The 22324-nt window shown below is 61.3% G+C and carries 20 protein-coding genes; 14 read left to right on the forward strand and 6 right to left on the reverse strand.

All coding sequences use genetic code 11. The features are described 5' to 3' along the window. The first annotated feature begins 17 nt into the window (after positions 1-17). From CYD26_RS13750 to CYD26_RS13785, 8 genes are all read left to right on the forward strand, one after another. The gene (locus CYD26_RS13750) at positions 18-377 is read left to right on the forward strand and encodes a DUF5064 family protein (RefSeq protein ID WP_102052845.1); all 360 of its coding nucleotides are present in this window, start codon (positions 18-20) and stop codon (positions 375-377) included. 115 nt (positions 378-492) lie between these two features. Continuing rightward, positions 493-2001, forward strand: a complete 1509-nt coding sequence (locus CYD26_RS13755; RefSeq protein ID WP_102052846.1) for a sigma-54-dependent transcriptional regulator — start codon at positions 493-495, stop codon at positions 1999-2001. 275 nt (positions 2002-2276) lie between these two features. Continuing rightward, complete coding sequence (gene gcvH, locus CYD26_RS13760; protein WP_102052847.1) at positions 2277-2660, forward strand: glycine cleavage system protein GcvH; 384 nt, start codon at positions 2277-2279, stop codon at positions 2658-2660. Positions 2661-2669: 9 nt separating this feature from the next. Then, positions 2670-5525, forward strand: a complete 2856-nt coding sequence (gene gcvP, locus CYD26_RS13765) for an aminomethyl-transferring glycine dehydrogenase (protein ID WP_065760167.1) — start codon at positions 2670-2672, stop codon at positions 5523-5525. Between the two features lie 64 nt (positions 5526-5589). Further along, positions 5590-6966, forward strand: coding sequence for an L-serine ammonia-lyase (locus tag CYD26_RS13770; RefSeq protein ID WP_102052848.1), 1377 nt, complete (start codon positions 5590-5592; stop codon positions 6964-6966). A gap of 30 nt (positions 6967-6996) precedes the next feature. After that, positions 6997-8121: a glycine cleavage system aminomethyltransferase GcvT gene (gene gcvT / locus CYD26_RS13775; protein WP_065760169.1), complete on the forward strand. Its 1125-nt coding sequence runs from the start codon at positions 6997-6999 to the stop codon at positions 8119-8121. 347 nt (positions 8122-8468) lie between these two features. Continuing rightward, on the forward strand, positions 8469-8681 hold the full coding sequence (locus tag CYD26_RS13780) for a cold-shock protein (RefSeq protein ID WP_065760170.1): 213 nt from the start codon (positions 8469-8471) through the stop codon (positions 8679-8681). Between the two features lie 94 nt (positions 8682-8775). Then, positions 8776-9273 carry an RDD family protein gene (locus tag CYD26_RS13785; RefSeq protein ID WP_065760171.1) on the forward strand — a complete coding sequence of 166 codons (498 nt, stop codon included), beginning with the start codon at positions 8776-8778 and terminating at the stop codon, positions 9271-9273. Positions 9274-9343: 70 nt separating this feature from the next. Here CYD26_RS13785 and lptG read toward each other — a convergent pair whose 3' ends face one another. Together lptG and lptF are read right to left on the reverse strand one after the other, a co-directional pair. Next, positions 9344-10405: an LPS export ABC transporter permease LptG gene (gene lptG / locus CYD26_RS13790; RefSeq protein ID WP_102052849.1), complete on the reverse strand. Its 1062-nt coding sequence runs from the start codon at positions 10403-10405 to the stop codon at positions 9344-9346. After that, positions 10398-11513: an LPS export ABC transporter permease LptF gene (gene lptF / locus CYD26_RS13795; RefSeq protein ID WP_099773648.1), complete on the reverse strand. Its 1116-nt coding sequence runs from the start codon at positions 11511-11513 to the stop codon at positions 10398-10400. Before lptF ends, lptG begins: the two co-directional genes overlap by 8 nt. 282 nt (positions 11514-11795) lie before the next feature. Between lptF and CYD26_RS13800 the strand changes: the two genes are divergently transcribed. From CYD26_RS13800 to rlmF, 5 genes are all read left to right on the forward strand, one after another. After that, positions 11796-13289: a leucyl aminopeptidase gene (locus CYD26_RS13800; protein ID WP_099773647.1), complete on the forward strand. Its 1494-nt coding sequence runs from the start codon at positions 11796-11798 to the stop codon at positions 13287-13289. A 53-nt stretch (positions 13290-13342) separates the two neighbouring features. Next, positions 13343-13771: a DNA polymerase III subunit chi gene (locus CYD26_RS13805; RefSeq protein WP_102052850.1), complete on the forward strand. Its 429-nt coding sequence runs from the start codon at positions 13343-13345 to the stop codon at positions 13769-13771. Between the two features lie 5 nt (positions 13772-13776). Next, entirely contained in the window at positions 13777-14172 is a 396-nt protein-coding gene (locus tag CYD26_RS13810) for a DNA polymerase III subunit chi (protein WP_065760910.1), read from the forward strand. A gap of 170 nt (positions 14173-14342) precedes the next feature. After that, a complete protein-coding gene (locus CYD26_RS13815; RefSeq protein ID WP_065760911.1) occupies positions 14343-17189 on the forward strand; it encodes a valine--tRNA ligase in 2847 nt (948 codons plus the stop codon). Positions 17190-17297: 108 nt separating this feature from the next. Beyond that, the gene (gene rlmF / locus CYD26_RS13820; RefSeq protein ID WP_099773644.1) at positions 17298-18260 is read left to right on the forward strand and encodes a 23S rRNA (adenine(1618)-N(6))-methyltransferase RlmF; all 963 of its coding nucleotides are present in this window, start codon (positions 17298-17300) and stop codon (positions 18258-18260) included. A gap of 51 nt (positions 18261-18311) precedes the next feature. On the opposite strand, the gene CYD26_RS13825 is transcribed toward rlmF, so the two are convergent. Then, positions 18312-18593: an HU family DNA-binding protein gene (locus tag CYD26_RS13825; RefSeq protein WP_009398256.1), complete on the reverse strand. Its 282-nt coding sequence runs from the start codon at positions 18591-18593 to the stop codon at positions 18312-18314. 410 nt (positions 18594-19003) lie between these two features. Here CYD26_RS13825 and yejK point away from each other — a divergent pair, with 410 nt between their 5' ends. Beyond that, positions 19004-20011, forward strand: coding sequence for a nucleoid-associated protein YejK (gene yejK, locus CYD26_RS13830; protein ID WP_065760913.1), 1008 nt, complete (start codon positions 19004-19006; stop codon positions 20009-20011). Here the strand turns inward: yejK and CYD26_RS13835 are convergent. The 3 genes from CYD26_RS13835 to CYD26_RS13845 form a co-directional block, all read right to left on the reverse strand. Beyond that, positions 19992-20291 carry a GIY-YIG nuclease family protein gene (locus CYD26_RS13835; protein ID WP_099773643.1) on the reverse strand — a complete coding sequence of 100 codons (300 nt, stop codon included), beginning with the start codon at positions 20289-20291 and terminating at the stop codon, positions 19992-19994. The genes yejK and CYD26_RS13835 overlap by 20 nt on opposite strands. Positions 20292-20334: 43 nt before the next feature. Continuing rightward, positions 20335-20805 (reverse strand): nuclear transport factor 2 family protein, encoded by a 471-nt coding sequence (locus tag CYD26_RS13840; protein ID WP_065760915.1) that lies wholly within the window; start codon positions 20803-20805, stop codon positions 20335-20337. A 124-nt stretch (positions 20806-20929) separates the two neighbouring features. Beyond that, complete coding sequence (locus CYD26_RS13845; protein WP_099773642.1) at positions 20930-22216, reverse strand: MFS transporter; 1287 nt, start codon at positions 22214-22216, stop codon at positions 20930-20932. Positions 22217-22324: the final 108 nt, after the last annotated feature.

Here is a 22324-nt window from a genome sequence, read left to right on the forward strand (position 1 = left end):
CCCCAAAGGAGCACACCATGGCCAAGTTTGAACCCGGTCATTTGCATTTTGAGCGCCATGCGCTGAACAAGGATGACTACAGCTACAACCTGTGTCTTGACTATGAAGTCACGCACGACCCCAAGGAAGGCAAAGGCATGCTCTTTACCCTTCACGGCACAATCGAGGGCAATACCTTGAAGGAGCCGTTCTTCCTGCCCAAAGATCAGGCGTTCGATTTTGCCCGCCATGCAACACGCATCGCCCAACAATACGGCATGCCCAAAACCGCAGGCATCGGCTCAATGCACAGTTACTACGACCAGGTGTTCGAAGACGTGCGCCGACAGCTCGACGTAAAACCCGGAGACCCGATCAAACCGGAACATCTCGGCTAGCCGTCAGGGCCTCATCGCCAGCGTGGTAACGGGCACACACCTGCCAGCGATTCGACCGTATCGCAGGCGCAAGGCATACTAGCCTCCCCCGGCAGTACAGACCCGTTAACGCCCCATGCGCATCCACGTCAGCTTCATCGACCGCGTCGGTATCACCCAGGAAGTCCTGGCCCTGCTCGGTGCCCGTCATCTGAACCTGGATGCCGTGGAAATGGTGCCGCCCAACGTCTACATCGATGCGCCGACCTTGAGTCCCGATGTACTCGAGGAGTTGCACGACGCCCTGCTCAATGTACGCGGCGTGCAAACGGTGAAGGTCGTCGACATTCTCCCCGGCCAGCGTCGGCACTTGCAGCTCGATGCACTGCTGGCGGCAATGAGCGACCCGGTGCTGGCACTGGACAGTGCAGGTACTGTCCTGCTGGCAAATCCGGCGCTGATTGCGCTCTGCGGCCAGGAGCCGGCGGGGCGCTCGGTGGGGGAGTTTTTCGGCGACCCCGGCCTGCTCGATGCCTTGCTCGAAAACGGTTTTCGCTTGCCCATGCGTGAAATGGTCCTCAACGGCCAGAGCCTGCTACTCGACGCCACCCCGATCACCAATGCCGGTGCCCTGCTGACCCTGTACCAACCCAACCGTATCGGTGAGCGCCTGTCGGCCCTGCATCACGACCACGCCGAAGGCTTCGATGCGCTGCTCGGTGACTCACCGCCGATACGTACACTCAAGGCCCGCGCACTGCGGGTCGCCACCCTGGATGCCCCGCTGCTGATCCATGGCGAAACCGGTACCGGCAAAGAGCTGGTGGCCCGCGCCTGCCATGCCATCAGCAGCCGACACACTGCACCGTTCCTGGCCCTGAACTGTGCAGCCCTGCCGGAGAACCTTGCCGAGAGCGAACTGTTCGGCTATGCCCCCGGGGCCTTTACAGGTGCGCAGCGTGGCGGCAAGCCGGGGCTGATGGAACTGGCCAACCAAGGCACGGTGTTTCTCGACGAGATCGGCGAAATGTCGCCCTACCTGCAAGCCAAGCTGCTGCGGTTTCTCAGCGATGGCAGCTTTCGCCGGGTGGGCGGCGACCGTGAGGTCAAGGTCAACGTGCGGATCCTCAGCGCCACCCACCGCAATCTGGAGAAAATGGTCGCCGAGGGTACCTTTCGCGAAGACCTGTTCTACCGCCTGAACGTGCTGAACCTGCAAGTACCGCCACTGCGCGAGCGCGGCCAGGACATCCTGTTGCTGGCCCGCTATTTCATGCAACAGGCCTGCACCCAGATCCAGCGTCCGCTCTGCCGTCTGGCCCCCGGAACGTACCCTGCCCTGCTCAGCAACCACTGGCCTGGCAACGTGCGGCAATTGCAGAACGTGATCTTCCGCGCCGCCGCGATCTGCGAAAGCAGCCTGGTGGACATTGGCGACCTGGACATCGCCGGCACCTCTGTGGCCCGCGAACAGGATGGTGAAGTGACCAGCCTGGAACAGGCCGTGGAAGACTTCGAACGCAGCCTGCTGGAAAAACTCTATGCCACCTACCCTTCCACCCGGCAGTTGGCCAACCGCCTGCAGACCTCTCACACGGCCATCGCCCATCGCCTGCGCAAGTACGGCATCCCCGGAAAGCACTGAAAGCGACATTCAGCGTACTGAAAACGCTACGGCGTAACGATTTCGATACAGCACGGTTTTTGCGCTACACCGCAAGGTTTTGATCCCTTTGAGCTTTTTTCTCGCACCCCGACTGTAGCGATTTCGTTACAGCCGTGTCATCTCGCATTCATGAAAAATCATAAGTCATTGATTTAAAAGAAAATTATAGAAGTGGCCACAAAATTGCTAAGGAGTTACCAGTCCTAGGCCTGGTTGCGTAACCGGCCCGTCACCGCGTCCCCCGAGGAATTCCCATGAGCGAGTTGCGTTTTACCGAAGATCACGAATGGCTGCGTGTCGAAGCTGACGGCAGCGTCACGGTTGGCATCACCGCGTTCGCCCAGAACGCGCTGGGCGATGTGGTCTATGTGCAACTGCCGGAACTGCAGCACTACGAAAAAGGCGCCGAAGCGTCTACCGTCGAGTCGGTCAAGGCCGCCAGTGGTGTCTACATGCCACTCGACGGCGAAGTCGTTGCCGTCAACGACGGCCTGGAAGACAGCCCTGAGCTGGTCAACGAAGACCCACTGGGCGCAGGCTGGTTCTTCCGCTTCATCCCGGCCGATGCCAGCGCCGTCGGGCAACTGCTCGACCAGGACGCCTACGACCGCCTGATCAAAGCCAGCGCCGACGCCTGAGGAGCCGCCATGACTATCAACCTCGGCACTGCCAACGAATTCATCGCCCGGCACATCGGCCCACGCCAGAGCGACGAGCAGAGCATGCTTGCCACCCTGGGCTTTGATTCGCTGGACGCCATGAGCGCCAGCGTGATTCCCGACAGCATCAAGGGCACCAGCGTGCTCGATGCTGGCGCAGGCCAGAGCGAAGCAGACGCACTGGCGGCACTCAAGGCCATCGCCAGCAAGAACCAACTGTTCAAGACCTTCATTGGCCAGGGCTACTACAACTGCCATACCCCTGCGCCGATCCTGCGCAACCTGCTGGAAAACCCGGCCTGGTACACCGCCTACACCCCGTACCAACCCGAAATTTCCCAAGGCCGCCTGGAAGCCCTGCTGAACTTCCAGACCCTGATCAGCGACCTGACCGGCCTGCCGATTGCCAACGCCTCGTTGCTCGATGAAGCCACCGCTGCTGCCGAAGCCATGACCTTCTGCAAGCGCCTGAGCAAGAACAAAGGCAGCCATGCCTTCTTCGCCTCCGTGCATTGCCACCCACAGACCCTCGACGTACTGCGCACCCGCGCCGAACCGCTGGGTATCGACGTGGTGGTTGGCGACGAGCGCGAGCTGAGCGACGTCAGCGCGTTCTTCGGCGCTCTGCTGCAGTACCCGGCCAGCAACGGTGAGGTCTTCGACTACCGCGAGCTGACCGAACGCTTCCACGCCGCCAATGCCCTGGTCGCGGTTGCCGCTGACCTGCTGGCCCTGACCCTGCTGACGCCACCAGGCGAATTCGGTGCCGACGTGGCCATCGGCAGCGCCCAGCGCTTTGGTGTTCCGCTGGGCTTCGGCGGCCCGCACGCCGCCTACTTCTCCACCCGCGACGCCTTCAAGCGCGACATGCCAGGCCGCTTGGTCGGTGTGTCCATCGATCGCTTCGGCAAGACCGCACTGCGCCTGGCCATGCAAACCCGCGAGCAGCACATTCGCCGCGAGAAGGCCACCAGCAACATCTGCACCGCTCAGGTACTGCTGGCCAACATCGCCAGCATGTACGCGGTCTATCATGGCCCACAAGGCCTGAAGCAGATCGCCGAGCGCACCCACCAGTTGACCGCCATCCTCGCTGCCGGCTTGCAGGCACTGGGTGTCACCGTCGAGCCACAGAGCTTCTTCGACACCCTCACCCTGGCCACCGGCAGCAACACCGCTGCGCTGCATGAGCGCGCCCGCGCCCAACAGCTGAACCTGCGCCAGATCGACGCCCAGCGCCTGGGCCTGTCGCTGGATGAAACCAGCCGTCAGGCCGATGTTGAAACACTCTGGGCGCTGTTTGCCAACGGCCAGGCACTGCCAGACTTCGCCGCACTGGCAGCCCGCGTCGAATCGCGCCTGCCAACAGCACTGCTGCGCCAGTCAGCGATCCTCGAGCACCCGGTGTTCAACCGCTACCACAGCGAAACCGAGCTGATGCGTTACCTGCGCAAGCTGGCCGACAAGGACCTGGCGCTGGACCGCACCATGATTCCGCTGGGCTCCTGCACCATGAAGCTCAACGCTGCCAGCGAAATGATTCCGATCACCTGGGCAGAGTTCGGCAACCTGCATCCCTTTGCCCCGGCCGAACAAAGCCAGGGTTACCAGCAACTGACCGACGAGCTGGAGGCCATGCTCTGCGCTGCCACCGGTTACGACGCAGTATCGCTGCAGCCTAACGCCGGCTCTCAGGGCGAGTACGCTGGCCTGTTGGCCATTCGCGCCTACCACCAGAGCCGTGGCGACGATCGTCGTGACATCTGCCTGATCCCGTCGTCGGCCCACGGTACCAACCCAGCCACTGCGCACATGGCCGGTATGCGCGTGGTCGTCACTGCCTGTGACGCCCGCGGCAACGTCGATATCGACGACCTGCGCGCCAAGGCCATCGAGCACCGCGAACACCTCGCCGCGCTGATGATCACTTACCCGTCGACCCACGGCGTGTTCGAGGAAGCCATTGGCGAGATCTGTGCAATCATTCATGACAACGGCGGCCAGGTGTACATCGACGGCGCCAACATGAACGCGATGGTCGGCCTGTGCGCCCCTGGCAAGTTCGGTGGCGACGTGTCGCACCTGAACCTGCACAAGACCTTCTGCATCCCGCACGGCGGTGGCGGCCCGGGCGTTGGTCCGATTGGCGTCAAGGCCCACCTGGCACCGTTCCTGCCAGGCCACGGGCACATGGCGCGCAAGGAAGGCGCGGTCTGTGCCGCACCGTTCGGCAGCGCGAGCATTCTGCCGATCACCTGGATGTACATTCGCATGATGGGCGGCGCCGGCCTCAAACGCGCCTCGCAAATGGCGATCCTCAACGCCAACTACATCGCCCGTCGCCTGGAAGAGCACTATCCTGTGTTGTACACCGGCAGCAATGGCCTGGTTGCCCATGAATGCATCCTCGACCTGCGCCCACTCAAGGACAGCAGCGGTATCAGCGTTGACGATGTGGCCAAGCGCCTGATCGACTTCGGCTTCCACGCACCGACCATGTCCTTCCCGGTAGCCGGCACGTTGATGATCGAGCCTACCGAGAGTGAGTCCAAGGAAGAACTGGACCGCTTCTGCAACGCGATGATCTGCATCCGAGAAGAGATCCGCGCGGTAGAAAATGGCAGCCTGGACAAGGACGACAACCCGCTGAAGAACGCGCCACACACAGCGGCCGAACTGGTGGGTGAATGGGCACATGGCTACAGCCGCGAACAGGCGGTGTACCCACTGCCAACGCTGATCGAAGCCAAGTACTGGCCGCCGGTTGGCCGGGTCGACAACGTGTTCGGCGACCGTAACCTGGTCTGCGCTTGCCCGTCGATCGAGAGCTATCAGGACGCCTGATGCCTGAACGGCAGGAGCCGGCACAACCGGCTCCTGCAACCGTCCCACCCCTGAGGGCACGACCATGTCACTAAGCGTCTTCGACCTGTTCAAGATTGGCATCGGCCCCTCCAGTTCCCACACCGTCGGCCCGATGCGTGCCGCTGCGCGCTTCGCCGAAGGGTTACGCCGCGATCACCTGCTGGGCGCCACCGCCAGCGTCAAAGTCGAACTGCACGGCTCGCTCGGCGCCACCGGCAAGGGCCACGGCAGCGACAAGGCGGTTTTGCTCGGCCTGGAAGGCGAGCATCCCGACAGCGTCGATACCGAAACCATTCCTGCTCGCTTGCAGGCCATCCGCAGCAGCGGACAGCTGAAACTGCTGGGTGAACACAGCATCGCGTTCATTGAAAAGCAGCACCTGGCGATGATTCGCAAACCGCTGCCTTACCATCCCAACGGCATGATCTTTCGCGCCTTCGACGCTGCCGGGTTGCAAATTCGCAGCCGCGAGTACTACTCGGTCGGTGGCGGCTTTGTCGTGGATGATGATGCAGCCGGGGCCGACCGCATCGTCGAGGACCGCACGGTGCTGCCATTGCCGTTCAAGACTGCCAAGGAACTGCTCAGCCATTGCACCACACAGAACCTCTCGATCAGCCAGGTCATGCTGGCCAACGAGGCCGCCTGGCGCCCGGAAAGCGAAACCCGCAGCGGCCTGCTGCGAATCTGGCAGGTGATGCAGGACTGCGTGGCCGCTGGCTGTCGCAATGAAGGCATCCTGCCGGGTGGGCTCAAGGTCAAGCGCCGGGCCGCCGCGCTGTACCGCCAATTGTGCCAGCACCCGGAAGCGAACCTGCGTGATGCGCTCTCGGTGCTCGACTGGGTCAACCTCTATGCACTGGCGGTCAACGAGGAAAACGCCTTTGGCGGACGCGTGGTTACCGCACCGACCAACGGTGCCGCCGGCATCGTTCCGGCAGTGCTGCACTACTACATGCGCTTTATCCCGGGTGCTAACGAAGACGGCGTTGTGCGGTTTCTGCTCACCGCCGCAGCCATTGGCATTCTCTACAAGGAAAACGCGTCGATCTCCGGCGCCGAAGTCGGCTGCCAGGGCGAGGTCGGTGTGGCCTGCTCGATGGCCGCCGGTGCCCTCTGCGAAGTGATGGGCGGCAGTGTGCAGCAAGTCGAGAACGCCGCCGAAATCGGCATGGAACACAACCTCGGCCTGACCTGTGACCCCATCGGCGGGCTGGTTCAGGTGCCGTGCATCGAACGCAATGCCATGGGCTCGGTCAAGGCGATCAATGCGGTACGCATGGCCTTGCGTGGCGACGGGCAGCATTTCGTCTCGCTCGACAAAGTTATCCGTACCATGCGCCAGACCGGCGCCGACATGAAAAGCAAATACAAGGAGACCGCCCGCGGCGGTCTGGCCGTCAACATCATCGAATGCTGACACCCCTTCTCAAGTCCCAAGGAGTCATCAATGTCCACCGAAACACTGCACACCACCCCACTGCATGCCCTGCACCTGGAACTGGGCGCACGCATGGTGCCCTTCGCTGGCTACGACATGCCCGTGCAGTACCCAATGGGGGTGATGAAAGAGCACCTGCACAGCCGTGAACAGGCCGGGTTGTTCGATGTCTCGCACATGGGCCAGATCCGCCTGACGGGCAGTGAAGCCGCCAAGGCACTGGAAAGCCTTGTGCCGGTGGACATCATCGACTTGCCGGTAGGCATGCAGCGCTACGCCATGTTCACCAACGAACAGGGCGGTATCCTCGACGACCTGATGGTCGCCAACCTGGGCAACGACACCTTGTTCCTGGTGGTCAATGCGGCCTGCAAGGAGCAGGACCTGGCGCACCTGCGCCAGCACATCGGCAACCAGTGCGAAATCCAGCCCCTGTTTGAGGAACGCGCCCTGCTGGCCCTGCAGGGCCCGGCGGCAGTCAAGGTACTCGAGCGTCTGGCTCCCGAAGTCGCGGGCATGACCTTCATGCAGTTCACCAGCGTGCAGTTGCTGGGTGTGGACTGCTACGTCAGCCGATCCGGCTATACCGGTGAAGACGGCTTTGAAATTTCCGTACCGGCGGCCAATGCCGACGCCCTGGCACGTCGCCTGCTGGCTGAGCCGGAAGTGGCGCCGATCGGCCTGGGTGCGCGCGACTCACTGCGCCTGGAAGCCGGCCTGTGCCTGTATGGCCACGACATGAACGCGCAAACCACCCCCATCGAGGCCAGCCTGCTCTGGGCCATCTCCAAAGTACGCCGTGCCGATGGCGCGCGTGCGGGCGGCTTCCCGGGTGCCGAGCGGATCTTCGCTCAGCAGCAAGACGGTGTTGCACGCAAGCGGGTCGGCCTGCTGCCCCAAGAGCGCACACCTGTCCGCGAGGACGCCGAGATCGTCGATGAAGCCGGCAGCGTCATTGGCCGTGTCTGCAGCGGTGGGTTCGGCCCGAGCCTGAGCGCCCCTGTAGCCATGGGCTACCTGGACACTGCCCATGCCGCTCTGGATACCCCTGTGTGGGCCATCGTGCGTGGCAAACGCGTAGCGATGAAAGTCAGCAAGATGCCTTTTGTTGCCCAACGCTACTACCGCGGCTGATACCCGCCCAGAAGCGTGACGAAACGCGTTCGAGATTTTCGTAACCGAACGCGTTTCACAACATCTGAACACAGCCGAAAAACCGCTTGGAATGCGCCAGAAAAAATCGCCCAAGCAGCGGCTAAAAAGGTCAAAATCCGGCGCTTTTCAGGGCTTGTTTTTGTCTTCAAAGTTAGCGTATTGTCTGTTCACTGTGTTTGCATGGGTCGCTATGGTTCGTGACCTGGGCAGTAGCTCTGAGATTTGCTACAACCCGTTCGACGTCTCTTACTTTCCTGCAACCCAGCCCAGTACTCTTTCATTTGAAAGAAGCTGTTACTAATTCTAAGTTCCAAAGGAAATAAGCTATGTCGACTCGTCAGAGCGGTACCGTCAAGTGGTTTAACGACGAAAAAGGTTTTGGTTTCATCACTCCAGAAAGCGGTCCGGATCTGTTCGTACACTTCCGCGCTATTCAGGGCAACGGCTTCAAGAGCCTGAAAGAAGGCCAGAAAGTTACCTTCATCGCCGTGCAGGGCCAAAAAGGCATGCAGGCTGACGAAGTTATCGCGGAAAATTGATTTCCCGATAAAAAGCCCCTGCTGGCAACAGCAGGGGCTTTTTTGTGCCTGTTATTCCGTAGAATGGGCGTTTTGCGCAAGGAGGGCTTCTTGTATGCCCAAGCACCTGTTGAAGCCTCAGGGCGATTTCCCAGCCGTCGGCCTGGGACGTCGCCTTGCGGCAATGTTCTACGATTTCCTGCTGTGTACAGCGCTGCTAATGGTCACCACCCTGGTCTACAAGATGATCATGATGGCCTTCATCGGTGAAGCGCGGATGCGCGAACTGACCGATGCTGGCGCCCTGGACACCGACCCGCTGCTGTCGACCATTCTGGTGTTCATGCTGTTTGGCTTCTTCGCCAAATTCTGGACCCACGGTGGACAGACCTTGGGGATGCAGGTCTGGGGGATTCGCGTACAAAATGCTGATGGCAGCGCCATCGGCCTGTGGCAGGCACTGTTGCGCTTTGTTGTCTCCATCGCCTCCTGGCTGTGCCTGGGCCTGGGTTTCTTCTGGGTATTGATCGACAAACAAAAGCGCAGCTGGCATGACATGTATTCCGACAGTCAGCTGGTGCGCATCCCCAAGAAGGGCAAGGAAAAAGCCTGAGCGCTGAAAACCTGATCAGTCGCCCATGAAAAAGCCGACCCTAGGGTCGGCTTTTTCATACGCGTTTGACTTAACCAGCCCTGCGCAACAGCCATACGCCTGTCAACGTGCAGATGCCTGCCGGAATCAGCACCGCCAGCAATGGCGGGAAACCGAACACCTGGCTGGATGGCCCCAGCAGGTCCTGGGCAATCCGGAAGGCGAACCCCACCAGCACGCCGGTAAACACCCGCTGCCCCAAGGTCACCGAACGCAACGGGCCAAAGATGAACGACACCGCCATGAGCACCAGCGCCGCCGTCACAATCGGCTGCATCACCTTGGTCCAGAACGCCAACCAGTAGCGAGCGTTGTTCAAGCCCTGGTCGGACAGGTAGTGAATGTAGTCCCACAACCCGGAAATAGAGAGCGAGTCCGGGGCAACGACCACCGTATTCAACAACTCAGGGGTAACCGCCACATCCCAACGCTCCTCGGGGCTCTTGAGCACTTCAGTGCTGTCGCCGCGGAAGTGCGTGGTGGTGACGCCACTGAGCAACCAGTGATCGTTCTGATACTGGGCCTTGCGCGCAAAGCTGGACGTCAGCATGCGGCGCTCGCTGTCGAAGCGGTAGCGCGTTACGCCATACAAAAGGCCGTTGGGCTGAACGCTGTTGATGTGGACAAACTCATCACCCTGACGATGCCACATACCGCGCTTGGAAGACTGCGCCTCACCACCGCCCTGCGCCAGGGAGCGCTCGGCCTGGGCCTTGTTTTCGGTGACCGGGGCCAGGTACTCACCAATCAGCACGCCGACCAGCATCAGCACCAGCATCGGCTTCATGACTGCCCAGACGATACGGCCAATAGACACGCCAGCCGCGCGCATGATGGTCAGCTCACTGCTGCTGGCCAAGCTGCCGAGACCGATCAGGCAACCGATCAGTGCTGCCATCGGCAGCATGTCGTAGAGCCGACGCGGCGCGGTCAACAGCACAAAACTAGCCGCATCCATCAGGGTATAGGTGTTGCTGATGTCGCTCATTTCATCAATGTAGGCAAACAGCGAGGCCAGGCCGAGAATGATCCCCAGTACGGCAATAATTGCCAGGAACACACTCTTGCCGATGTAACGGTCGAGTTTAACCACGGGCCACCTCCGCACGGCGGGCAGCACGCTTGAGCTTCAACGGCTCCCAGTACATCAACCCAAGGCCGATGAGCAGGAACAAGCCATGCACCCACCAAAGCCCCAAGGCGATCGGCAGCTTGCCTTTTTCCAGGGCACCACGCGCAGCGATCAACATTGTCAGATACGCCATATACAAAAGAATCGCCGGCAGCAGCTTGAGGAAACGTCCTTGCCGCGGATTGACGCGCGACAGCGGCACGGCCAGCACGGTCACGACAAACACCAGCAATGGCAACGAAATCCGCCATTGCAACTCGGAGCGCTCGCGCAGGGTCTTGGCACCCAGCAACGTCGACGTCGGGATTGCTTCCCGATCAGTCACTTCCTCGCTGACTTCCGGCTTGGGCAACAGCACCCCGTAGGTGTCGTACTTGATGATGCGGTAATCGGCCTGCCCCGGATTACCGTCATAGCGGTAGCCGTTTTCCAGGATCAGGTAACGATTGCCATCCGCCTGCACTTCCTGACGCCCCTTCTCGGCCACCAGCACAGAAGGACCGCGGTCCTTGCTCTTGTCCTGGGAGACGCGTTTCTCGGAAATGAACACCCCGCCCAGATTCTCACGGTTATCGGATAGCTGCTCGCTATAGGTAACACGTGAACCGTCACGCAGGGTCTGGAAGCGTCCCGGAACCAAGGTGTCGAACTCGGTCAAGGCGTCCTGTTCATTGATGATCTGTGCCACCCGCGCAACGCCCTGAGGCGCAAGGCCCAGGCTCAACCAGGCCACCAGCAAGGCCACCAGCAAGGCCGGAGCCATGGTCATCGCCAGCAGGCGCTGCTGGCTCATCCCGGTGGCGGCGAGCACGGTCATCTCGCTTTCCAGGTAGAGCCGGCCGTATGCCAGCAAAATGCCCAGAAACAGGCCCAGCGGCAGGATCAGTTGCAGGAAACCCGGCAAGCGGAACCCCATGATCATGAACAATACGCTCGGGTCGAGCAGGCCCTGTGCGGCCTGAGCCAGGTACTTGATGAAGCGCCCGCTCATGATGATAACCAGCAGCACGGCGCTGACGGCACTCAAGGTCAGCATGACCTCGCGAGACAGATAACGAAAGACGATCAAACCAGACACTCCTGGGTTGTCAGGCTCAAACAGCCGAACAAGGGAAACGTAGCAGTCGCACCGGATGCACGCTGCAGACGTGAAACCGGCAAAAAAGTTGGCGCATTATCCTGTGATTGGCCGTGCCTGTCACTTGGCGTACGCAAAGCGTCATCTCGGGGTTGTCAGGCTGGGCGCAGCAGGCTCAAACTGGCGGCTTTATCACTGGCACGCAGATGCGCCGCCAGGCCGCTCCAAGCGCCTGCACAGACAGCGCACAGACCGATCATTGGGGACCCTGACATGGAATTGGTTGTAAAAAGTGTAGCCGCAGCATCGTTGAAGACCGCAACCCTGGTACTGGCTGTCGGTGAAGGCCGCAAACTCGGCACCACCGCCAAAGGCATCGACGACGCGACCGACGGCGCCCTGAGCGCACTGCTCAAGCGCGGCGACCTGGCCGGCAAGGTGGGCCAGACGCTGCTGCTGCAAAGCCTGCCTGGCCTGAAGGCCGAGCGCCTGTTGCTGGTCGGCACCGGCAAAGACGCCGAACTGGGTGATCGCAGCTGGCGCAAAGTCGTTTCCAGCGTACTGAACGTGCTCAAGGGCCTGGGCGGCAGCGATGCCGTGCTGGCGCTGGACGATGTAGCGGTCACTGGCCGTGATGCCCCTTACGAAAAAACCCGCCTGCTGGCCGAAACCCTGCTCGACGGCGAATATGTCTTCGACCGCTTCAAGAGCAAGAAAGCCGAGCCTCGGGCGCTGAAGAAAATCACCCTGCTCACCGACAAGGCCACCCAGGCCGAGACCGAGCGCGCGGTCAAGCACGCCAGTGCGATTGCCAGCGGCATGAGCTACACCCGTGACCTTGGCAACCTGCCACCCAACCTGTGCCACCCAAGCTTTCTGGCGGACGAAGCCAAGGCACTGGGCAAGGCTCACAAGAACCTCAAGGTCGAAATCCACGACGAGAAGAAGCTCAAGGAACTGGGCATGGGGGCCTTTGTCGCCGTGGGCCAGGGCAGCGACCAGCCACCGCGACTGATCGTGCTCAACTACCAGGGCGGCAAGAAAAGCGAGAAGCCGTTCGTGCTGGTGGGCAAGGGCATCACCTTCGACACCGGTGGTATCAGCCTCAAGCCTGGCGCCGGCATGGATGAAATGAAGTACGACATGTGCGGTGCTGCCAGCGTCTTCGGCACCCTGCATGCCGTACTCGAACTGCAACTGCCCATCAACCTGGTCTGCCTGCTGGCCTGCGCCGAGAACATGCCAAGCGGCGGCGCCACCCGTCCAGGCGACATTGTCACGACCATGAGCGGGCAAACCGTCGAGATCCTCAACACCGACGCCGAAGGCCGCCTGGTGCTGTGCGACACCCTGACCTACGCCGAGCGTTTCAAGCCGCAGGCAGTGATCGATATCGCCACCCTGACCGGCGCCTGCATCGTTGCCCTGGGTAGCCATACCTCGGGCCTGATGGGCAACAATGACGCCTTGGTCGCGCAACTGCTCGAAGCAGGCAAACGCGCCGACGACCGTGCCTGGCAGTTGCCACTGTTCGACGAGTACCAGGAACAGCTCGACAGCCCGTTCGCCGACATCGCCAACATTGGCGGACCAAAGGCCGGCACCATCACGGCGGGCTGCTTCCTGTCGCGCTTTGCCAAGGCCTATGAGTGGGCGCACCTGGATATCGCCGGTACCGCCTGGATCAGTGGCGGCAAGGACAAGGGCGCTACAGGTCGCCCGGTTCCATTGCTGACCCAGTACCTGCTCGATCGCGCCAACGGCTGAGGCCGCCCTGCCCGGCTGCGCCGCTTACGCGCAGCCGGCGGGCACTGCACACCATGAGCCAAGTCGATTTCTACATCCTCCCAAGCCCGGCCCTTTCGGCGCGGCTGGTGTTCGCCTGCAAATTGTGCGAGAAAGCCTGGCGCCTCGGCCACCAGGTCTACCTCAACTGCAGTGACATCACCCAGCGCGACGAACTGGATGAACTGCTCTGGCGCTTCAAGGGCGAGGCATTCGTACCGCACAGCAATGCCGAAGACGACCCCGAGGCCACTGTGGTATTGGGCCTGGGCGACACGCCCGGCAGCCATCAGGACCTGCTGATCAACCTCGACCTGAAGGTGCCAGGCTTCGCTGACCGTTTTGCCCGCATCGCTGAAATCGTGGTCGAAGACCCCGCGATTCGCCAGGCGACACGGGAGAGTTTCCGTTTCTACCGACAACAGGGCTATGCTCTGCAAGATCACCGCTTACAGCGACTCTGACGACGATGGACAAACCCACGCCCCACTCCAAGTCCGCGCACTTGCTGGATGACCTTGAGTCGATCCGCCAACTGCTCGGCGACGATACCCTGCAACCACCCTTGCTGACCGAAACCGTGGACCACAACGAGCAGATTCCACTGCTGCTTGAAGAGGCCATCGAACCGGTTGTGCCAACGCTTGAAGCTGAAGTGCCAAGCGCTCAGCCACCGGCACAGGAAGCACCTGACCCTCAGGCCAGGCGACAGGATACCCTCCTGCACCTGGACGTTGAGTTGCGTGCTGCCGCACAGCTGATCATGCAGGACGTGATCGATGACTTCGCTCCGCACATCGAAACCGAGATCAAGCGTCGGCTGGATGCGCGTCTCGAGCGTTTGCTGAACCAGTTGCCAGAGTAAATCCGCGGGCCGTTGGCCCGCATTGCTCTGCGATCGCCATACCGGTCGTGCCCGCAATGGGTGAAACGACGTTTTCTGCCTCCTGCCATCACCTCAGGCTACGCCCCAGCGCCTATTCCCCGTTATACTTCTCGGCTTTCCCGAATAAACGCCATAGGGTCCCGCCGCGCATGGATAAGACCTACCAGCCGCACGCTATTGAAACTTCCTGGTACCAGACCTGGGAGTCCGAGAATTACTTCGCCCCGCAAGGTGCGGGCGAGCCGTACACCATCATGATTCCGCCGCCGAATGTCACCGGCAGCCTGCACATGGGTCACGGCTTCAACAACGCGATCATGGACGCCCTGATCCGTTTCCGCCGCATGCAGGGCCGCGACACCCTGTGGCAGCCAGGCACCGACCATGCCGGTATCGCTACGCAGATGCTGGTGGAGCGTCAACTGGAAGCCAAGGGCCAGAGCCGCCACGACCTGGGCCGGGAAAAGTTCCTGGAAAAGGTCTGGGAATGGAAAGACCAGTCCGGTGGCAACATCAGCCGCCAGATCCGCCGCCTGGGCTCCTCGGTAGACTGGAGCCGCGAGCGCTTCACCATGGACGACGGCCTGTCCGAAGCGGTCAAGGAAGCCTTCGTGCGCCTGCACGAAGACGGCCTGATCTACCGCGGCAAGCGCCTGGTCAACTGGGACACCAAGCTGCACACCGCGATCTCCGACCTTGAAGTGGAAAACCACGACGAGAAAGGCCACCTGTGGAACCTGCGCTACCCGCTGGCCGACGGCGCGAAAACCGCTGAAGGCAAGGATTACCTGGTCGTTGCCACTACCCGTCCGGAAACCATGCTGGGCGACGCCGCCGTAGCCGTTAACCCGAACGATGAGCGCTACCAGGCCCTGATCGGCAAGTTCGTCGAGCTGCCACTGGTTGGCCGCCGCATTCCGATCATCGCCGATGACTACTGCGACCCGGAATTCGGCACCGGCTGTGTGAAGATCACCCCGGCCCACGACTTCAACGACTATGAAGTCGGCAAGCGTCACAACCTGCCACTGCTGAACATCTTCGACAAGAACGCCATGGTGCTGCCGGCAGCCCAGGTATTCAACCTCGACGGCAGCGTCAACGAATCCATCGATGCCACCCTGCCTGCCCGCTACGCCAACCTCGACCGTTTCGTCGCGCGCAAGCAGATCGTCGCCGATTTTGAAGCCGCAGGCCTGCTGGTCAGCGTTGACGACCACGCCCTGAAAGTACCGAAGGGCGACCGCTCCGGCACCGTCATCGAGCCGTGGCTGACCGACCAGTGGTACGTGTCGACCAAGCCCCTGGCCGAGCCGGCCATTGCCGCCGTCGAAGATGGCCGTATCCAGTTCGTACCGAAGCAGTACGAAAACATGTACTTCTCCTGGATGCGTGACATTCAGGACTGGTGTATCAGCCGCCAGCTGTGGTGGGGCCACCGCATTCCAGCCTGGTACGACGAAGCCGGCAAGGTCTATGTCGGGCGCAGCGAAGAGGAAGTGCGCAGCAAGCACAACCTGGGCGCCGAGGTTGTCCTGAACCAGGACAACGACGTACTCGACACCTGGTTCAGCTCGGGCCTGTGGACCTTCTCGACCCTCGGCTGGCCAGAGCAGACCGAATTCCTGAAGAAGTTCCACTCCACCGACGTGCTGGTCACCGGTTTCGACATCATTTTCTTCTGGGTTGCCCGGATGATCATGCTGACCATGCACCTGGTGAAGAACGAGGATGGCACCCCGCAGGTACCGTTCAAGACCGTTTACGTCCACGGCCTGGTGCGCGATGGCCAGGGCCAGAAGATGTCCAAGTCCAAGGGCAACGTCCTTGACCCGCTGGACATCGTCGACGGCATCACCCTCGATGCCCTGCTGGAAAAACGCACCAGCGGCATGATGCAGCCAAAACTGGCCGAGAAGATCGCCAAGCAGACCCGTGCCGAGTTCCCGGAAGGTATTGCCAGCTACGGCACCGATGCCCTGCGCTTTACCTTCTGCTCGCTGGCGTCCACTGGCCGCGACATCAAGTTCGACATGGGCCGCGTCGAAGGCTACCGCAACTTCTGCAACAAGATCTGGAACGCCGCCCGCTACGTGCTGGACAAGGGCGAAGACTGCGGCCAGAACGGCGAAGCCTACGAACTGTCACTGGCTGATCGCTGGATCATCTCGCAGCTGCAGCGCACCGAAGCCGAAGTGACCCGTCAGTTGGAGCAGTTCCGTTTCGACCTGGCAGCTCAAGCGCTGTACGAGTTCATCTGGAACCAGTACTGCGACTGGTACCTGGAGTTGTCCAAGCCTGTGCTGTGGGACGAAAACGCGCCTGTCGAACGCGCGCGCGGCACCCGTCGCACCCTGGTACGGGTACTGGAAGTCGCGCTGCGCCTGGCTCACCCATTCATGCCATTCATCACCGAGGAAATCTGGCAGCGCCTGGCGCCGCTGGTTGGTGCTGAAGGCAAGACGATCATGCTGCAGCCTTGGCCAGTGGCCAACGACAGCCGCATCGATACGGCTGCCGAAGGCGACATCGAGTGGCTGAAGGAACTGATGCTCGGCGTGCGTAACATCCGTGGCGAAATGAACATCGGCCCGGGCAAACCACTGCAACTGTTCCTGAAGAACGCCAGCAGCGAAGACCAGCGCCGCCTGCAGGAAAACGAAGCGCTGCTGAAGAAGCTGGCGAAGATCGAATCCTTCACCGTGCTGGGCGAGCAGGACGAGGCACCACTGAGCGCTACCGCACTGGTAGGCGATCTGCAGGTACTGGTTCCTATGGCAGGCCTGATCGACAAGGATGCCGAGCTGGCGCGCCTGAACAAGGAAATCCAGCGCCTGCAAGGCGAAGTCCAGCGCGTGGGCGGCAAGCTGTCCAACGCAGCGTTCGTTGACAAGGCACCACCTGCCGTCATCGACAAGGAACGCGCCAAGCTGGCTGAAGCCGAGCAGGCCTTGGCCAACTTCACCGAGCAGCATGCGCGGATTGCCAGCCTGTAACCGCTAGTACGCCGCCGTAATGCCATCGCGGGCAAGCCCGCTTCTACAGGTTGACAACCAACCGTGTGGGAGCGAGCTTGCCCGCGATGCGTTCCACAGGACACCCTCATGAGCACACCCAACAAACCGACCCTGCACCCGCGCAATCGCCATCAGGGCCGCTATGACTTTCCCCAACTGATCAAAAGCAGCCCGGAACTGGGCCGTTTCCTGATCACGAACCCGTACGGCAAACCCAGCATTGATTTTGCCGACCCCGAGGCCGTAAGGGTTTTCAACCGGGCCCTGCTCAAGGCCCAGTACGGCATCCAGCACTGGGACATACCGGCAGACTACCTGTGCCCGCCCATCCCCGGACGCGCCGACTACCTGCACGCACTGGCCGACCTGTTGGCCGACGACAACGCCGGCGAAATTCCTCGCGGGGCGAAAATCCAGGCGCTGGACATCGGTGTGGGCGCCAACTGCATCTACCCGCTGCTCGGCTATAGCGATTACCGCTGGCGCTTCGTAGGCTCGGACATCGATACCGTCGCACTGGCCTCGGCCAAGGCCATCGTCCAGGCCAATGGGCTGGGCAAGGCCATTGGCCTTCGCCTGCAGAGCAACCGCAAACACATCCTGCTCGGCCTGCTCAGCGCTGAAGACCGCTTTGACCTGACCCTGTGCAACCCGCCCTTCCATGCCTCGCGCGACGAAGCCACCCGTGGCAGCCAGCGCAAATGGCGGGCGCTGGGCAAGGCCGACCCCAAGCGCAAACTGCCTGTGCTCAACTTTGGCGGGCAAAACAATGAACTGTGGTGCGAGGGTGGCGAGATACGTTTCGTCAGCCAACTGGTGACCGAAAGCGCGGCGATGGGTCAACAGGTGCTGTGGTTCACCAGCCTGGTCTCCAAAGCCTCCAACCTGCCTGGCATTCAGGCGGCCCTGAACAAGGCGGGCGCTCTCGAGCATCGCGTCGTCGAGATGGGGCAAGGACAGAAGCAAAGCCGTCTGGTGGCCTGGACCTTCAAGGACGCAGCCGCCCGGCAACAATGGCGCCAGCAACGCTGGGCCGAACGGCAGGCATGAAAAAGCCGCGCCAGACAAACATCAGGCGCGGCTTCAGGAACAGCTTACGACTTACTTGTTGACAGCGTCGGTCAGCACTTTGGCTGGAACGAACTTGACAACTTTCTTGGCCGCGATTTCGATGGCAGCGCCAGTCGATGGGTTACGGCCGGTACGGGCAGGACGCTCGGTGATTTTCAGTTTGCCAATACCTGGCAGAGTGATTTCGCTGCCATTTTCCAGTTGATCAGCAACGATCTGGCCCAGTTGCTCCAGAGCGTTACGCGCGGTGGTTTTTGGCGCGTCGATAGCTTCAGCGATATCGGCGATCAGTTGGTCTTTGGTCAATGCCATGGTGGTGTTCCTTCCCTATCAAATTCAGTTGGTTTGCAGAGTGCCGCGTCAGCTATCGGGCCAGGCCTGCAAATGCCCGGCGGCTCGGTGTTACAGCCACACCAATCGCGTATGTAGATACGCAAAATGACGTTTGGTTCGATGTGACACGAGCGGTCTGCCAGCGATGCGCCACATAGGGGGGCGCAAGACGGGGGCAAAGCTACCACAGAGGCGAATAAATATCCGCCTCAAGCAAGGCAAATGTTCAGGTTTTTCGGGGGTTTGCGCCAAAAAACGCAAAAAATCGAACAAAAAATGAACAAAGGCCATTTCACAATACATCCAGACACGGCGCAGCCCCAGGTCTGGGTTACACTGGGCGACTTTGCAATATGGCAGCGCCCTGCCCTTTTTCAGCCGAGAATCCCATGCCGATCCGTCATTGCATCGTCCACCTGATCGACAAAAAGCCCGATGGCAGCCCAGCCGTGCTGCATGCCCGCGACTCTGAACTGAGCGAGTCGACCGCCATCGAAAACCTGCTGGCCGACCTCAACGACAGCTACAACGCCAAACAGGGCAAGGCCTGGGGTTTCTTCCATGCCGAATCCGGGGCGCACCCGTTCAGTGGCTGGCTCAAGGAGTACCTGGACAACGGTACGACCTTCACCGCCTTCAGCCGTGTCGCCGTCGAACACCTGCAGAAGCTGATGGAAGAGTCCAACCTCTCGGTGGGTGGCCACGTGCTGTTTGCCCACTACCAGCAAGGCATGACCGATTACCTGGCCATCGCCCTGCTGCACCACAGTGAAGGCGTGGCGGTTAACGCCGAGCTCGACGTCACCCCGTCGCGCCATCTGGACCTGGGTCAGCTTCACCTGGCTGCACGCATCAACATTTCCGAGTGGCAAAACAACCAGAACTCGAAACAGTACATTTCCTTCATCAAGGGCAAGAACGGCAAGAAAGTCTCGGAGTACTTCCGCGATTTCATTGGCTGTCAGGAAGGCGTGGACGGCCCCGGCGAAACCCGCACCCTGCTCAAGGCCTTCAGTGACTTCGTCGAAAGCGAAGACCTGCCCGAGGAAGCCGCCCGAGAGAAAACCCAGACCCTGGTCGATTACGCCACCAGCCAGACCAAAGCCGGTGAGCCGGTAACCCTGGAAGAACTCTCCAGCCTGATCGATGAGGACCGCCCAAAGGCCTTCTACGACCACATCCGCAACAAGGACTATGGCCTGTCGCCGGAAATTCCTGCCGACAAGCGCACCTTGAATCAGTTCCGCCGCTTCACCGGTCGAGCCGAAGGCTTGTCGATCAGCTTTGAAGCGCACTTGCTTGGCTCGAAGATCGAATATGACGAGGAAGCCGGAACACTGATCATCAAAGGCTTGCCGACACAGCTGACCGATCAGCTCAAGCGTCGCAAGGACTGACCGCGAGATAGGAGGCGACCAACGCCTCCTTGGCACTTTTGCGCAGCTTCTTCACCAGCCGCTCCTGGCGCAGGGCTTCAGCCTTGTCCGGCCACACCTCTACATACACCAGCGCGACCGCCGGGCTGGTGCTGAAATAGCGAGCGCCCCGCCCCTTCTGATGAGCCTCGAAACGTCGTTGCGGGTTATCACTGATACCGCAGTACAGTGAGCCGTTGGCGGCGCGCACCAGGTAGACGTACCAAGGTTTGCTGGTGAGTTCACAGAGGCTATCGGTCACGGCATATTCGTAAAGAAGACGACAAGGCTCACAGCTTACCGCCTCAGCGGGCAGCCTGAAACGTCCGCAAGCCCTTCAACGCCTGCGCCCTCACCTTACCCTGCAGCCATGGCGTCCACCCCAGCAGCAAACCTTTCATGCCTAACGCCTGGCGCGCCCATTGCCACATTTCGAAACTGTCATGATGCTCACAGATCTTGCCGTCGCGAAACACGAAGCGCGCCTGTATGTCGTTGATCACGACCCGGCCGGTCTGGTTGAACAGGTAGGTGGCCACCCAGTGCGCGCCACCGCTGCGCTCATCGGCGCGCACATTGTCGAACGTCAGGGAGAAATCCTTGGCGCGAGTCGTCAGCATGCGCCACATATCACCCGCATCCTTGCCCTGCAAAATGCCGAAGGCCGGGTCACTGAAAAGCACATCGTCGCTGTAGCAGGCCACCATGGCCTCGGCATCCAGCCGCTGAAAGGCCTGATAGAAGCGGGTGATCAGGGCACTGTGGGCATCGCTCATGGGCAGATCCATTACCGAGAAGAGAGTCTGGAACGATAGTCCGGGCCGAGGCCGAAAAGCTACGGACATTTGCACGGCGAATAGCGCGCACCACCTGAAATCAATCGCTGACCGCCAGCGCGGATCAGACCCGCTCGCTGGTCGCGTTCACATACAGGGCGCGCCCGGCCTTGAGGCCGAAGACTATGGCGCTGACACCGAGCACCGCGAAAATCCACCCCACAGCCTTCCACCCGCCCGTCAGGTCATGCACCACACCCACGGCGAAAGGCCCAAGGGACGCCAGGGTGTAACCCACCCCTTGCGCCATGCTCGACAGGTTGGCCGCGACATGGGCATCCCGGGAGCGCAGCACGATCAGGGTCAATGCCAGCGCAAACGCTCCGCCCTGCCCCAAGCCCAAGACCACCGCCCAGCCCCAGAGGCCGTTCAGCGGCGCATAAAGACAACCGAACAACCCGGCCAACGTCATCAGCATGGCCAACACAATGGCCAAGCGCTGATCCTTGCCCCGGGTGGCCAGCCAAGGTGCAGTCAACGAGCTGAGCAGTTGAACAATGACCGAACCGGACAACACCAGGCCTGCCTCGGTCGGGCTGAGGCCGCGCCCGATCAGCACCGAAGGCAGCCAACCGAAGACGATGTAGGCCAACGACGACTGCAGCCCCATGTACAAGGTCACCTGCCAGGCCAGCGGATCACGCCACACACCGCGCACCCGGTAGGCGACGCTATGCGCCGCATGGCCCTGACGTGCCTGAGGCAGCCAGAACAGCGCCGCAACGACCGCTGGCAGCAACCAGAAACCCAGCCCCATCGACCAGCTGTCATCAAAGTAACGACCAAGCGGCACGGTGGCGCCAGCGGCAACTGCAGCGCCGAGGCACAGGGCCATGGTGTAGACGCCGGTGAGCGTACCGGCATGCTTGGCAAAATCACGCTTGACGATACCCGGCAACAAAACGCCGATCACGCCGATGCTGGCGCCGGCCAGTATGCTGCCGACAAACACCCCAAAACTGCCCAGGACGCTGCGCAGGAAAATACCGGCCGCCAGGCACAAGAGAACACCCAGCACGACCCGCTCACTGCCGAAACGCCGCGCCAGCACAGGCGCCAACGGTGCAAACAGGCCCAGGCACAGCACGGGCAAGGTGGTCAGCAGGCCCGCTTGGGAAGCACTCAGCCCAAGACTCTCAGAGACCTGCCCGAGCACCGGCGCCATGCTCGACAACGCCGGGCGCAGGTTCAGGGCCACCAACACCAGCCCCAGAAGCAGCAACCAAGGGCGTTGCAATACCACGGGCTGTTGTTGAACCTGCTCATCGTCAGCTTCAGCGTCGATCAGCAGTTCGTCGAGTTCCGCTCCACGCGCTTCGCGGTCACGGGCAGCAGCGTGTTCAGGGTTCATCCATCGGGCTCCAGCAAAGGGGTTAGACTGCGGTACAAATGCAATCGCCGGCCAGACCAGCTCCAGTGCAATACACATGCGCAAGAGCCAGCCTGGCCGGCGAGAGGG

Source organism: Pseudomonas sp. FFUP_PS_473, assembly GCF_002858665.1.
Classification (GTDB): Bacteria; Pseudomonadota; Gammaproteobacteria; order Pseudomonadales; family Pseudomonadaceae; genus Aquipseudomonas; species Aquipseudomonas defluvii.

Excerpts from the sequence above, each read along its gene's own strand:
- CYD26_RS13845 (WP_099773642.1), bottom strand. The coding sequence starts at position 22,216 with ATGAACCCTGAACACGCTGCTGCCCGTGACCGCGAAGCGCGTGGAGCG.
- CYD26_RS13780 (WP_065760170.1), top strand. The coding sequence starts at position 8,469 with ATGTCGACTCGTCAGAGCGGTACCGTCAAGTGGTTTAACGACGAAAAA.
- CYD26_RS13755 (WP_102052846.1), top strand. The coding sequence starts at position 493 with ATGCGCATCCACGTCAGCTTCATCGACCGCGTCGGTATCACCCAGGAA.
- rlmF (WP_099773644.1), top strand. The coding sequence starts at position 17,298 with ATGAGCACACCCAACAAACCGACCCTGCACCCGCGCAATCGCCATCAG.
- CYD26_RS13750 (WP_102052845.1), top strand. The coding sequence starts at position 18 with ATGGCCAAGTTTGAACCCGGTCATTTGCATTTTGAGCGCCATGCGCTG.
- CYD26_RS13810 (WP_065760910.1), top strand. The coding sequence starts at position 13,777 with ATGGACAAACCCACGCCCCACTCCAAGTCCGCGCACTTGCTGGATGAC.
- CYD26_RS13840 (WP_065760915.1), bottom strand. The coding sequence starts at position 20,805 with ATGAGCGATGCCCACAGTGCCCTGATCACCCGCTTCTATCAGGCCTTT.
- yejK (WP_065760913.1), top strand. The coding sequence starts at position 19,004 with ATGCCGATCCGTCATTGCATCGTCCACCTGATCGACAAAAAGCCCGAT.
- gcvH (WP_102052847.1), top strand. The coding sequence starts at position 2,277 with ATGAGCGAGTTGCGTTTTACCGAAGATCACGAATGGCTGCGTGTCGAA.
- CYD26_RS13815 (WP_065760911.1), top strand. The coding sequence starts at position 14,343 with ATGGATAAGACCTACCAGCCGCACGCTATTGAAACTTCCTGGTACCAG.
- CYD26_RS13785 (WP_065760171.1), top strand. The coding sequence starts at position 8,776 with ATGCCCAAGCACCTGTTGAAGCCTCAGGGCGATTTCCCAGCCGTCGGC.
- CYD26_RS13805 (WP_102052850.1), top strand. The coding sequence starts at position 13,343 with ATGAGCCAAGTCGATTTCTACATCCTCCCAAGCCCGGCCCTTTCGGCG.
- CYD26_RS13770 (WP_102052848.1), top strand. The coding sequence starts at position 5,590 with ATGTCACTAAGCGTCTTCGACCTGTTCAAGATTGGCATCGGCCCCTCC.
- CYD26_RS13800 (WP_099773647.1), top strand. The coding sequence starts at position 11,796 with ATGGAATTGGTTGTAAAAAGTGTAGCCGCAGCATCGTTGAAGACCGCA.
- gcvT (WP_065760169.1), top strand. The coding sequence starts at position 6,997 with ATGTCCACCGAAACACTGCACACCACCCCACTGCATGCCCTGCACCTG.
- gcvP (WP_065760167.1), top strand. The coding sequence starts at position 2,670 with ATGACTATCAACCTCGGCACTGCCAACGAATTCATCGCCCGGCACATC.
- CYD26_RS13825 (WP_009398256.1), bottom strand. The coding sequence starts at position 18,593 with ATGGCATTGACCAAAGACCAACTGATCGCCGATATCGCTGAAGCTATC.